The 12,194-nt window shown below is 59.1% G+C and carries 8 protein-coding genes; 5 read left to right on the top strand and 3 right to left on the bottom strand.

The window, feature by feature from the left end:
* The first annotated feature begins 137 nt into the window (after positions 1-137).
* Positions 138-2,408: an ATP-dependent DNA helicase gene (locus tag M2401_RS12315; RefSeq protein ID WP_259103031.1), complete on the top strand. Its 2,271-nt coding sequence runs from the start codon at positions 138-140 to the stop codon at positions 2,406-2,408.
* A gap of 133 nt (positions 2,409-2,541) precedes the next feature.
* Positions 2,542-4,188 carry a phosphoglucomutase (alpha-D-glucose-1,6-bisphosphate-dependent) gene (gene pgm, locus M2401_RS12310; protein ID WP_259103029.1) on the top strand — a complete coding sequence of 549 codons (1,647 nt, stop codon included), beginning with the start codon at positions 2,542-2,544 and terminating at the stop codon, positions 4,186-4,188.
* Positions 4,189-4,379: 191 nt separating this feature from the next.
* Here pgm and M2401_RS12305 read toward each other — a convergent pair whose 3' ends face one another.
* Positions 4,380-5,075, bottom strand: a complete 696-nt coding sequence (locus tag M2401_RS12305; RefSeq protein WP_259103026.1) for a pirin family protein — start codon at positions 5,073-5,075, stop codon at positions 4,380-4,382.
* A gap of 356 nt (positions 5,076-5,431) precedes the next feature.
* Between M2401_RS12305 and M2401_RS12300 the strand changes: the two genes are divergently transcribed.
* Positions 5,432-7,921, top strand: a complete 2,490-nt coding sequence (locus M2401_RS12300) for a UvrD-helicase domain-containing protein (protein WP_259103023.1) — start codon at positions 5,432-5,434, stop codon at positions 7,919-7,921.
* A gap of 25 nt (positions 7,922-7,946) precedes the next feature.
* Here M2401_RS12300 and M2401_RS12295 read toward each other — a convergent pair whose 3' ends face one another.
* Positions 7,947-8,201 (bottom strand): DUF1652 domain-containing protein, encoded by a 255-nt coding sequence (locus M2401_RS12295; RefSeq protein ID WP_259103022.1) that lies wholly within the window; start codon positions 8,199-8,201, stop codon positions 7,947-7,949.
* A 609-nt stretch (positions 8,202-8,810) separates the two neighbouring features.
* Here M2401_RS12295 and M2401_RS12290 point away from each other — a divergent pair.
* A complete protein-coding gene (locus M2401_RS12290) occupies positions 8,811-10,436 on the top strand; it encodes a methyl-accepting chemotaxis protein (RefSeq protein ID WP_259103020.1) in 1,626 nt (541 codons plus the stop codon).
* 156 nt (positions 10,437-10,592) lie between these two features.
* Here the strand turns inward: M2401_RS12290 and M2401_RS12285 are convergent, their stop codons facing one another.
* Positions 10,593-10,868: a peptidylprolyl isomerase gene (locus M2401_RS12285; RefSeq protein ID WP_037009819.1), complete on the bottom strand. Its 276-nt coding sequence runs from the start codon at positions 10,866-10,868 to the stop codon at positions 10,593-10,595.
* Between the two features lie 114 nt (positions 10,869-10,982).
* Here M2401_RS12285 and M2401_RS12280 point away from each other — a divergent pair, with 114 nt between their 5' ends.
* A complete protein-coding gene (locus M2401_RS12280; RefSeq protein WP_259103009.1) occupies positions 10,983-12,152 on the top strand; it encodes a PilT/PilU family type 4a pilus ATPase in 1,170 nt (389 codons plus the stop codon).
* Positions 12,153-12,194 lie beyond the last annotated feature (42 nt).

The following is a 12,194-nucleotide window of genomic DNA, read 5'->3' as shown; positions in this document are numbered from 1 at the left end:
GGGCCGCCGATCCAATAGGATTTGCCAGACTCGCCTCGTACCTGCTATCTGTACGCCCATCCAGTGTCATCCATCCAGGTTTGCAGCGCGCAGTGACCCTTCAGTCTCCCTTACTTCCGATTATCGAGCCGGCTCCTGTGCCGGCAGTCGAGGAAGCTGTTTATCGGGTCGCGGTGCGTGCCTTGTGCGAGTTCACCGCCAAGACCGGCGATCTGGATCTGCGTTTCACCCCCGCTCCCACAGCCCAGGAAGGCATCGCCGGACATCGCACGGTGGCTTCCCGACGCAATATTGCCTATCAGGCCGAGGTAACTCTGCAAGGCCAGTACCGGGAGTTGCAGGTCAAGGGCCGCGCTGATGGCTACGATCCCGAGAGCCATCAACTGGAGGAGGTGAAGACTTATCGTGGCGATTTCGATGCGATCCCGGCCAATCATCGACAGTTGCACTGGGCGCAATTGAAGGTCTATGGCTGGCTGATATGCCAGCGCGAGCAACGTGCCGATGTGACCCTGGCCCTGGTGTATTTCAATATCGTCAGCGAAAAGGAAACCGTGCTGCGCGAGCGCCACGATGCCGAGTCGCTGCGGGTGTTCTTCGACGCCCAGTGCGAGGTCTTTCTTGGTTGGGCCCGTCAGGAAATGGCCCACGTCGGACAGCGCAATCAGCTACTGAACGCGCTGAAATTTCCCCACGCCGAGTTCCGCCACGGCCAGCGCAGCCTCGCCGAAACGGTGTACAAGGCGGTCAGCAGCGGCCGTTGCCTGATGGCCCAGGCGCCCACCGGCATCGGCAAGACCCTGGGCACACTGTTTCCCATGCTCAAGGCGATGCCAACCCGGCAGCTGGACAAGGTTATCTTTCTCACCGCCAAGACTCCGGGGCGCAAGCTGGCTCTGGATGCGCTTGAGGTGTTGCGTGAACGCGACCCCGAACTGCCGGTACGTGTGTTGGAGTTGGTGGCGCGGGACAAGGCCTGCGAGCATCCGGACAAAGCCTGTCACGGCCAGTCGTGCCCTCTTGCCAGGGGCTTCTATGATCGCTTGCCTGCGGCGCGGCAGGCGGCGGTCAATGCGCCCTGGCTGGATCAGGCCGGGCTGCGGGACGTCGCTTTGCAGCATGAGGTCTGCCCTTACTACCTCAGTCAGGAAATGGCGCGCTGGGCCGATGTGGTCATCGCCGACTACAACTATTACTTCGACTTGAGTGCCTTGCTCTTCGGCCTGGCCCAGCTCAACCAGTGGCGGGTGGCGGCGCTGGTAGACGAGGCGCACAACATGGTCGAACGCTGCCGGCAGATGTACAGCGCCAGCCTTGACCAGCGCAGCCTCGACAATTTGCGCGACAGCGCTGTGGAACTACTGAAAAAGCCCCTGCAGAAGCTGCACCGGGCATGGAACAGCCTGCACAAGGACCAAGTACCGGACTATCAGGCCTATGCCACGCCACCGGACAAGTTCATCAATAGCTTGAGCCAGTGCGTTACCGCCCTGGGCGATTACTTCAACGACCATCCCCAGGCGCTGGAAGGGCCGCTGCAAAGTTTCTATTTTGAGCTGATTCAGTTCATGCGCATCGCCGAGCTGTTCGACGAGCACTTCATTTTCGATATCAGCAAGCGCGAGGCAGGCCGACGCGAGCTGTCGCGGCTCTGTCTGCGCAATGTAGTGCCGGCGGCCTTTATCGGCCCGCGACTGAAGGCGGCGCGCAGTACCGTGTTGTTTTCCGCGACCCTCAGCCCGCGCCACTATTATGCTGATCTGCTGGGTTTGCCTGCGGACACTGCGTGGATCGACGTCGAGTCACCGTTCAATCGGCAACAGCTGGATGTGCAAATCATCAGCCGCATCTCGACGCGCTATACCCACCGCCAGGCGTCCCTGGCGCCCATCGTCGAGCTGATGGCCGAGCAGTTCCAGGCACGACCGGGCAACTACCTGGCGTTCTTCAGCAGCTTCGATTACCTGCAACAGGTGTTTGAGCTGATGCAGCGCAACCATCCGCAGGTGCCGTTGTGGTCCCAGGCCCGGGGCATGAGCGAGGGCGAGCGGCAGGCCTTTCTCGAACGCTTCACGCCGCAGAGTCAGGGCATTGGTTTTGCTGTTTTGGGCGGGGCTTTCGGCGAAGGGATCGACTTGCCGGGTGCGCGGCTGATCGGGGCCTTTATCGCCACGTTGGGCCTGGCCCAGTTCAACCCGGTCAACGAACAGCTCAAGCAGCGCATGACTGCGCTCTATGGCGCCGCCGGTTACGACTACACCTATCTGTTCCCGGGCGTGCAGAAAGTGGTGCAGGCGGCAGGCAGGGTGATTCGTACTCAGCAGGATCGCGGTGTGGTAATGCTGATCGATGATCGTTTTGCTGAGCGCAAGGTGCTCAACCTGTTACCGGCCTGGTGGCAGCTCTAAAAGACTCAAGGGTTTAGGGATCGATAGGCGAGCAGGGTGGTCAAACTGCCAGTAAACTGTCGCCCATCACGTTTGTGGCTACTTTTCCTACACTGCCTATTTAAATTTCCCTGTCTGTCCATGGAGGTTTCGTATGAGTCTCAGTCCACTCGCCGGCAAGCTGGCTCCGGCACAACTGCTGGTCGATATTCCGCGACTGGTGACGGCCTATTACACCGGCCAGCCTGACGCCTCAGTGGCAACCCAACGGGTAGCTTTCGGCACCTCTGGTCATCGCGGCACCTCCTTCGATTTGGGCTTCAACGAATGGCATGTACTGGCAATTACTCAGGCCATCTGCCTGTATCGTCAGGCCAATGGCATTGACGGCCCGCTGTTCCTCGGCGCCGATACTCATGCCTTGTCGACCCCGGCCAGTGCCAGTGCGCTGGAGGTGCTGGCCGCCAATGGCGTACAGGTGATGATCGCCGAGAACGACGAATACACCCCGACGCCTGCGGTGTCCCACGCGATCATTTGCTACAACCGGGGCCGCACCAAGGGCCTGGCTGACGGCATCCTGATCACGCCGTCGCACAACCCGCCGGAAAGCGGCGGCTTCAAGTACAACCCGCCTAACGGTGGCCCGGCGGAAAGTGACGTCACCAAGTGGATCGAAACCAAGGCCAACGAGCTGTTGGCGGCGAAACTGGCGGGTGTGCAGCGCGTCAGCTACGAACAGGCCCTGCGTGCCGACACTACCCATCGCCACGACTACCTCAATACCTATGTCGCTGACCTGGAAAATGTCATCGATATGGATGCCATTCGCGGCGCGGGTCTGCGTCTGGGCGTGGACCCACTGGGCGGGGCGGGGGTCAATTACTGGTCGGCCATCGCCGAGCACTACAAGCTCAATCTTGAAGTGGTGAACAAGTTCGTCGATCCGACGTTCCGCTTCATGACCGTCGACTGGGACGGCCGCATCCGCATGGATCCGTCCTCCAGCCACGCCATGCAGGGCCTTATCGGCCTCAAAGACCGCTTTCAGGTGGCTTTCGCCTGTGACCCGGATCACGATCGCCACGGCATCGTCACCCCGACCGGTGGCCTGCTGGCGCCGAACAACTACCTGGCAGTGTCCATCGACTACCTGTTCCAGAACCGCCCGCAATGGCGCGCCGATGCCGCCGTGGGCAAGACTGTGGTCAGCAGCGGCCTGATTGATCGTGTGGCCGCGCGCCTGGGGCGTCGTCTGTACGAAGTGCCGGTGGGCTTCAAGTACTTCGCTCAAGGCCTGTTTGAAGGTTCGCTGGGCTTTGGCGGTGAAGAAAGCGCCGGGGCATCGTTCCTGCGCAAGGACGGTTCGGTCTGGACCACCGACAAGGACGGTCTGATTCCAGCGCTGCTGGCAGCTGAAATCACCGCGCGCAAAGGCCGTGACCCGAGCGAGATCTACAACGCATTGACTGAAGAACTGGGTGAGCCGCGTTCGATACGGGTCGATGCCAAGGCCAGCCCGGCGCAGAAAGCGCTGCTGAGCAAGTTGTCGCCAGAGCAAGTGACTTCCACCGAGCTGGCGGGGGAGCCGATCCAGAGCATTCTCAGCCGCGCGCCGGGCAACGACCAGGCCTTTGGCGGTCTGAAAGTGATGACCGCCAACGGCTGGTTTGCCGCACGGCCATCGGGCACCGAGGATATCTACAAGATCTATGCCGAGAGTTTCATTGGCGATGACCATCTCAAGCGTCTGGTGGCTGAGGCGCAGGTATTGGTGGATGGGGCGATTGCGCCGAAATAAGCTGTGCGGTTGACTGCGTGGGGCCGGCTGCAGCCAGCTCCGGCAATTCTCATACCGTCCGCATGAATAGATTCAGCGCAATCTTGTGGGACCGGCTTTAGCCGGGAAGACGTCATTAAAGGCAGCCGATATTTGTTGCCTTCATCCGACGCTTTCCCGGCTAAAGCCGGTCCCACATTTCGTTACAGGCCTCAGGCCACGTCGACCAAGACGATTTCACTGTCATTGATCGCGGTTACCCGCAGCACACGCTCGTCCTGGACGGCCACGCCGTCACGGGCATTGGCCGTCACGCCATTGACCTCAATGATGCCGGTGGCAGGCACCAGATAAGCGCGGCGACCCGAATCCAGATGGTACTCGGCGCTTTCTCCGGCTTTCAGGTTGGCAGCCACCAGGCGAGCGTTGGCGCGGATCCGCAGGGTCTGATCATCACCGTGCTTGCCGCTGGCCAGGGTCACGAAGCCTTCACGACTATCCTTGGGAAATGGCTTGGCGCCCCAGGACGGTGGCGCGCCGGTTTCGTCGGGCATGATCCAGATCTGGAAGATCTTGGTCGCTTGGTTTTCCAGGTTGTACTCGCTGTGGGCGATTCCGGTGCCCGCGCTCATGACTTGCACATCGCCAGCCTCGGTACGGCCCTTGTTGCCCAGGTTGTCTTCGTGGGTGATAGCGCCTTCCCGGACGTAGGTGATGATTTCCATGTCGCGGTGCGGGTGTTTCGGAAACCCGGTGCCGGACTGGATCACGTCGTCGTTCCAGACCCGCAAATTGCCCCAGCTCATGCGTTGCGGGTCGTAGTACTCGGCGAACGAGAAATGGTGATGAGCGTTCAGCCAGCCGTGGTCGGCGCCGCCCAGAGAATTGAAAGGTCGTAATTGCAGCATTGTGGCCTCCAGAGCAGGGCTGCCGGAGGGTGTCCGGGGCCTGCTGAACATGGTTGATGGAGCCATTCTGCGGTGGTCATTGATCTAATAAAAGAGTAAATTATGCTTGATAACAATCGATATATTAGATGTTTTTAATGGTTCTTCGCTGGAGCGACGCTTGCCCGTGAATAACGATAATGCGGTGCCTCTGACGCACCGCATCGCCCGATTCGCGGGCAAGCCTCGCTCCAACGCATTCAAGGGAAGGGCGTTGGAACCAGCTAACGCACTGACAATCAAGCATTTAGCTGGAGCTGACCGGCAAATAGGGCGACCATAGGCCCCTTCGCCCATGAGCCATTCCCGGAGCCTGCGTGCCTGTCGATACCCCGTCTGATTCACCGTCCCTGCTGGAACCCGAACTGACCCCGCCCCAGCGCCTGCCACTGTTCAAACGCCTGCTGGCCCGGTTGGTCGGGCGCGGTCTCAATGGCCTGCGCGCCCAGCACGTACCGTCCTGGCGTCAGGGGCGTGCCGATGGCTACCTCGATGGTCATCTGGAAGGCATGGACGAGGGGTATGCCGAAGGGCGCCGGGATGGTATCGAGGAAGGGCGCCAGGTGTTGCTGATTCGCGATACCCGGCCTGACGTGCATCGCGGGCCCAAGGTCGACGATCACCTGTTCGACGACTGGCGCCTGGCCCTGACCCCGGAATTGCGCAAGCAGATCAAGGCCGACGTTGCGCTCAAGCTGCCCCCTCACGCCCAACCCAGCGCCGCGCAATGGAAGATGATCTTCAGTGATACGCCGTCTACCTACGTGATTGCCGGGGCGGGTGCGGGCAAGTCGACCTCGCTGGTGCTGCGCATCATGTTGCTGCACCACTATCTGGGGTTCGAACTGGACTCCATGACGGTGGTGACCTTTACCCGCGAGTCGCGCCGAGACTTCATCAACAAGCTGATCGAAGTGATGGCCCTGTGGGGGCATAGTCTGGACCCGCGTCAGGCCCGTGAGCTGGTCAGGACCTTCCATTCGCGCATCTTGCCCCTGGTGCGCAGCCTGCCGGGTTTCGCCCAACTGCACGCCTTCGAGAACCTCGGCAGCAGCAACGAAGCGCTCGCTGACAGCAATCCATTTGACCTGCGCATCAACGACGCCCAGCGCCAGCAGATGAATCTGTGCTATCGGGATCTGTACGCGCAAAATCAGCGTTTTCGCGAAGTCATGCTGCCCCTGTATCGCCATGCCTTACAGCTCAAGGCCCTGGAAAGGGACCACCCTGATGTGCAGAAGCGCATGGCGGTCACCGAGCTATCCTCGAAACGGGATGAAGAGTTGTGCGATATCGTCGAAGACTTGTGGTTCCGTGCGGGTTGTTGGCCGATAAAAGGCATTAAGTCTAAGCGGCAAGTATTTGAAATAAATGGATTTTCATTCTGTGTTCATGGCTATCTAGAAGAGCTGGATGCCTGGGTTGTGTTGGGTTTTGATGGTACTGAAGACCAGCAAATGAAGCGTTCCGGAGCTAAATTGCCGGTCTGGGCAGAATGGGTGATAAAGCGTACCCTGTTTCAAGCTTTCTGCGATAAACCATTGATATGGTTGGATAAGTATCAAGATATCAAGCGCCTGCCCGCCGCGCTGGCCGAACAGGCGGTGGCCGGGCCTGGGTTTGATTACAAGCTCAAGGGCGAGTTGAGTGCGGCGCCATTGCTTGACTGTTTTGTCGCCGCCGCCAGCTTTATCGAGAACCTCGGTCTGGATGTACCGGCAGCCGTCGCCGAGATGAGTTTTGCCAGTGACGACCCCGACCGGTTTTTCTTTGAGGCCCTGAGCCTGTTCTGGAAAGCTTTCGAGGATCACCTGCTGGATCAGTCCCCGCCGGTGATGACCTATAACCGCATGTTCGCCCTGTTCGGTGAAAACACGCCGGAGAACCTCAAACTGGTGAGCAATGAGGTATTGCGTCCGCTGGCCCATTTGATGATCGACGAGTTCCAGGACGTGTCACCGCAGATCGTCTCATGGCTGCGCGCCAGCCTGCGGGAAATCCGTAGTCGTGGTCCGGCCACGCACGTTGGGCGTACGGCGCAACGCTCGTCGCTGCTGTGCGTGGGCGACGACTGGCAGTCGATCTACGGCTGGCGCGGCAGCTCGCCGAAATACTTCATGGAGTTCCCCAAGGCGTTTTCCTCCCCGGCCACGACCAGGGTCATGCTCAGCGACAACTACCGCAGCCATCAGCACATCATCGATGCTGCCGAGCATATCGTCCGCGCGGCGCCGGCCATTGCCGGGAAAAAAGCCAAGGCGGCGGGCGCTGCACAGGAACTGCTGCCGGTCACGGTGCTGGATCGGGATGATCAGGTGTTAAGCCAGCGCGTGCTCGAGCATTACCACGACGGCGATTCCATCCTGCTGCTGTATCGCAAGAACAGCGAGAAGGCTTCGTTCAGCCCCGAGTTGCAGGCGCTGATCGACTTCGACCAGGGGCAGGCGCCGCAGCTGCGGCGCTTCAAGCAACTGAGCTACCACAGCTCCAAAGGCTTGCAGGCCGATGCGGTGTTCCTGTTGGGTGACTGTCAGCACCTGACGCGCTCGCCCTACAAGAATCAGGTCTATCGCCTGGCCGGGCTAGGCGCTGCAGGGGAGGCTGAGCCCTACGACAAGGCGCAGCAGGATGAAGTCCTGCGTCTGGCCTACGTCGCGATTACCCGTGCAGTACGTCATTGCTACTGGTTTATCGATAGCGCAGGCGGTGACGCGGCGAACGTGGCCAAGGCTTCGGACCGGATCGCGACGGACAGGGCGTTTTTCGAGGACTTGCGCAACAATGCGCAGAGCAAGGGCGTCGCCTGACGCCCTTATTGGTTAGCCCGATGGTTCAGGAGAGTCGGGCGCTTTGTGAGGGAAAGAGTTCCAGTTCGGCCTCTATGGCTTCGATAATGACTTCGACATCGGAGGCATTCATTACGGTTGAACAGGGCAGGCCGGCAATGGCTATGAGGGTCTCGCCGCTGGCACGATCAAAAAGTCGCGCCACCATGCTACTGGGAGCATCCATGTTGGCCTCGAAGCCCACCGGATGGAAATACCAGCGCATCAGCTGACAGGCGTTGGGGAACGTGACTTTACTCATGGCTCTATTCATGGGCCCACCTTCTGAATTCAATCGAACAATTTACGAGCTCCAATAACGAAAGGCGCGATCTGCCAGACACCCCACCTGGCCCTTGGCCAAAGCGCGAATCTGATCAGACCGGATGGAAACTAAACGTAGCACTGTAAAAGGTATATCAGAAAGAATTCCCTGGGTTCAATGGAAAAAATTCTCATTTTTTGACGCGCATCAACTCCTATATTCCTGATGGTTATTTAATTGCGCAGGCAAAGATTCTTTGCGTTCTAGCCGGGGAGATGGCGCTTGGCCAGTGGCTTTGCCGGGCTCAAGAGGAGCTTTTCCAGGTTGATCGTTTGCGCGCCCATTTGCCCACTTGCCAATCAAAAGTTGCTTAACTAATGACTGCCTAAGCATTAATGCTTGTTGCAGGGTGTTACCGGAATTAATTGACGTCAAAAAATATATTTGGTTTTTGACTGGAGGAAGTTTAAAGAATGACCGATAAGGTTATTACAGCGCCGGGGACTCTGTTAATAGTCGCGCTCGCATGATCGAAAGGACCTTGAGGTCCTCCACTCTGGTTGTTGCACGGATGCTCTCTGCTGAATTTATGAAGAGACCGATGCCATGTCGATACGCAATATGAATATCGCGCCGCGTGCATTCCTGGGGTTTGCCTTTATTGCCTTGCTGGTCATTGCTCTGGGGCTTTTTGCCGTCAACCGGATGTCCGTCATCCGCCAGGCCACCACCGATATGGAGACCAACATGCTGCCCAGCATCGGCTTTCTCGGTGACATGACTGAGAACGCTCTGCGCCTGCGTATCACCGCTTTTCGCACGCTGATCAATCGCGAGCCGGAAGCGCTGCGGCAAACCGATGAGCGCATCCGTGAATTGATCGGCAAGTTGCAGAAGGCCACGGAAAGTTATGAGGCCTTGCCTTCCGATGGTGAGGAAAAACAAGTCACCCTTCAATTCGATGCGACCCTGAAAAGCTATATGTTGATTCAGCAACAGGTCCTGGATTTGTCCCATCAGGACAAGCTCGAGGAAATGCGAACTCTAATCAATACGCGTCTCAAAGAGCACACCGACTTGCTCGGCGAGCAACTTAATAAACTCGTTGCCATTAATAAGGACGGCGCCAAACAGGCATCCGCTTTAGCCGGGGGCAACTATGATCGGGCCAACCTGGCGATTATCGGCGTCTGTGCCTTGGCGGTATTGCTGACGGTATTGCTGGCATGGATTCTCACCCGCAGCATTGTCGTGCCGCTGGAGCGGGCCTTACGCGCCGCCCAGGCAATTTCCGAAGGCAATCTGACCCGGCCAATCGAGGTTGACGGCGGCGATGAACCTGCGCGCCTGCTCGCTGCGTTGACCGTCATGCAAGGCAACCTTCGTCAAACCATCGAGCAGATCTCCGGTTCGGCCACGCAACTGGCGTCGGCCGCCACTGAACTCAGCGCGGTGACGGAAGAGTCTTCACGCGGGCTGCAACAGCAGAACGATGAAATCGAGCAGGCGGCCACGGCGGTCAACGAAATGACCGCAGCGGTCGAGGAAGTGGCGCGCAACGCGGTATCGACTTCCGAGGCGTCGCAACAATCCAACCAGACCGCCCGCCAGGGCCGCGACAAGGTGCTTGAGACGGTCAAGTCGATTCAGTCCATGGCTCAGGATATCCACGCGACCTCCGGGCTTGTAGAAGGCCTGGCTACACAAGGGCGGGACATCGGCAAGGTGCTGGACGTGATTCGCTCCATCGCCGAGCAGACCAACCTGCTGGCCCTGAACGCGGCCATTGAGGCCGCGCGGGCAGGCGAGGCGGGCCGCGGCTTTGCCGTGGTAGCGGACGAAGTACGCGCCCTGGCTCATCGCACGGCGCAATCGACCCGGGAAATCGAACAAATGGTTGCCGGCATCCAGACCGGCACCGGTGGGGCGGTGGACTCCATGGCCAGCAGCACCCAGCGTACCCAGGCCACCCTGTCCCTGGCCCGGGCCGCCGGTGAAGCACTGGAGCAGATCACCGACGCGATTTCCCAGATCAACGAACGTAACCTGGTCATCGCCAGCGCCTCTGAGGAGCAGGCTCAAGTGTCTCGCGAGGTAGACCGTAACCTGGTCAATATCCGTGATCTGGCGGCGCAGTCGGCGGCGGGGGCCAACCAGACCAGCGCGGCCAGCCATGAGCTTTCGCGCCTGGCGGTGGATCTCAACGTGATGGTGTCGAAGTTCGTGATTTGACGCTGTCGAGTTGGGTGAGGGAGGAATCTGTGGGAGCGAATTCATTCGCGAAAGCAGTATTTCAGACGATAGAAATGCGTCGGACGTGCTGCCTGATTCGCGAATGAATTCGCTCCCACAACGTGCGTTTGAGTCAAAAGATATTGTGGTGTTGGATCAATCCCGATAAAAAACCTGAACCAGGTGATAGCCAAACTTGCTTTTGACCGGCCCGTGCACGGTGCGCAGGGGCTTTTTGAAAATCACCTGATCGATGGCGCCGACCATCTGGCCGGGGCGTACTTCACCCAGATCCCCGCCGCGTTTGCCGGAGGGGCAGGTGGAGTATTTTTTTGCCAGCACGTCAAAAGCCTCACCTTTGGCGATGCGTTGCTTGAGCTGTTCCGCCTCTTCTGCGGTCTTCACCAGAATGTGTCTAGCCTGGGCTTTCATTTCGTAATATCGCCAGTCAAAAAAGGCTGCCATTATGCCGGATGTCACGCCGAGGCGCGTCCGTGGGTAGTGTAGCGATCAAAGACTTTCTCATTTATCTCTGTGGTGTTGTTTATGGATTTTCCGGCGTTATTGAAGGTTCTGGCCAGCCAGGATGGATCGGACCTCTATCTTTCCACCGGCGCACCGCCCTGCGCAAAGTTCAATGGCGTTCTGCGCCCGGTCGGCACTGACAAGCTCAAGCCCGGTGAAGTGGCCATCGTTGCCGATAACCTCATGGATGAAGAGCAGCGGGCCGAATTCCACCGCGAGCTGGAAATGAACCTGGCCGTGTCCCTGGCCGGTATCGGCCGGTTCCGCATCAATATCTTCATGCAGCGCAACGAAGTGTCGATTGTCGCGCGCAATATCAAGCTTGATATTCCGCGCTTTGAAGACCTGCACCTGCCACCGATCCTGCTTGATGTGATCATGGAAAAGCACGGTCTGGTGCTGTTCGTCGGCGCCACCGGTTCGGGTAAGTCGACTTCCCTGGCGTCGCTGATCGACTACCGCAACCGTCACGCCAGCGGCCACATCATCACCATCGAGGACCCGGTCGAATATATCCATCGGCACAAGAAATCCATCATCAATCAGCGCGAAGTCGGCGTGGATACCCGCAGTTTCCATGCAGCGCTGAAAAATACCCTGCGCCAGGCGCCGGATGTGATCCTGATCGGCGAGATCCGTGACCGGGAAACCATGGAGCACGCGCTGGCGTTTGCCGATACCGGTCACCTGGCGATTTCCACCCTGCACGCCAACAACGCCAACCAGGCGCTGGACCGCATCATCAACTTCTTCCCGGAAGAGCGCCGCCCGCAGTTGCTGCATGACTTGGGCAACAACCTCAAGGCGTTCGTCTCGCAGCGGCTGGTCAAGACCCATGACGGGTCGCGCCGGGCTGCCGTGGAAGTGATGATGGGCACGCCGACGGTGCGCGACTTCATTCAGCGTAACGAATTCGGCGAGCTCAAGGCCTTGATGGAAAAGTCGTCGATCATGGGCATGCAGACCTTTGACAGTGCGCTGTTCGACCTGGTGGTCGAGGGCGCGATCAGTGAGGAAGAGGCGCTGAAGAACGCCGATTCGGCCAACAACGTGCGCCTGCGCCTGAAACTGCACACCGAAGGCGGGGTGAAACCGACCATGACCGCCGCGCCTCGCGCGCCCCGTGGGGCGACCAATATCAATTCAGCGGATTGGGGGTTGGTGGGGGAGAATGATGGGTTGGAGAGGTAGGGGCATCAGTGCAAGATGTGAGCGCTCTGGGAGCAGTTTTGT

This window comes from Pseudomonas sp. JUb42, from assembly GCF_024807945.1.
In the GTDB taxonomy this organism is placed as follows: Bacteria; Pseudomonadota; Gammaproteobacteria; order Pseudomonadales; family Pseudomonadaceae; genus Aquipseudomonas.
Note: the sequence above shows the minus strand (reverse complement) of the source record. Positions and strands in the feature narration are given on the sequence as shown.

Bases quoted from the DNA above. Each gene is read 5' to 3' on its own strand.
- M2401_RS12285 (WP_037009819.1), bottom strand. From the start codon at position 10,868: ATGAAAGCCCAGGCTAGACACATTCTGGTGAAGACCGCAGAAGAGGCG.
- pgm (WP_259103029.1), top strand. From the start codon at position 2,542: ATGAGTCTCAGTCCACTCGCCGGCAAGCTGGCTCCGGCACAACTGCTG.
- M2401_RS12280 (WP_259103009.1), top strand. From the start codon at position 10,983: ATGGATTTTCCGGCGTTATTGAAGGTTCTGGCCAGCCAGGATGGATCG.
- M2401_RS12295 (WP_259103022.1), bottom strand. From the start codon at position 8,201: ATGAGTAAAGTCACGTTCCCCAACGCCTGTCAGCTGATGCGCTGGTAT.
- M2401_RS12305 (WP_259103026.1), bottom strand. From the start codon at position 5,075: ATGCTGCAATTACGACCTTTCAATTCTCTGGGCGGCGCCGACCACGGC.
- M2401_RS12290 (WP_259103020.1), top strand. From the start codon at position 8,811: ATGTCGATACGCAATATGAATATCGCGCCGCGTGCATTCCTGGGGTTT.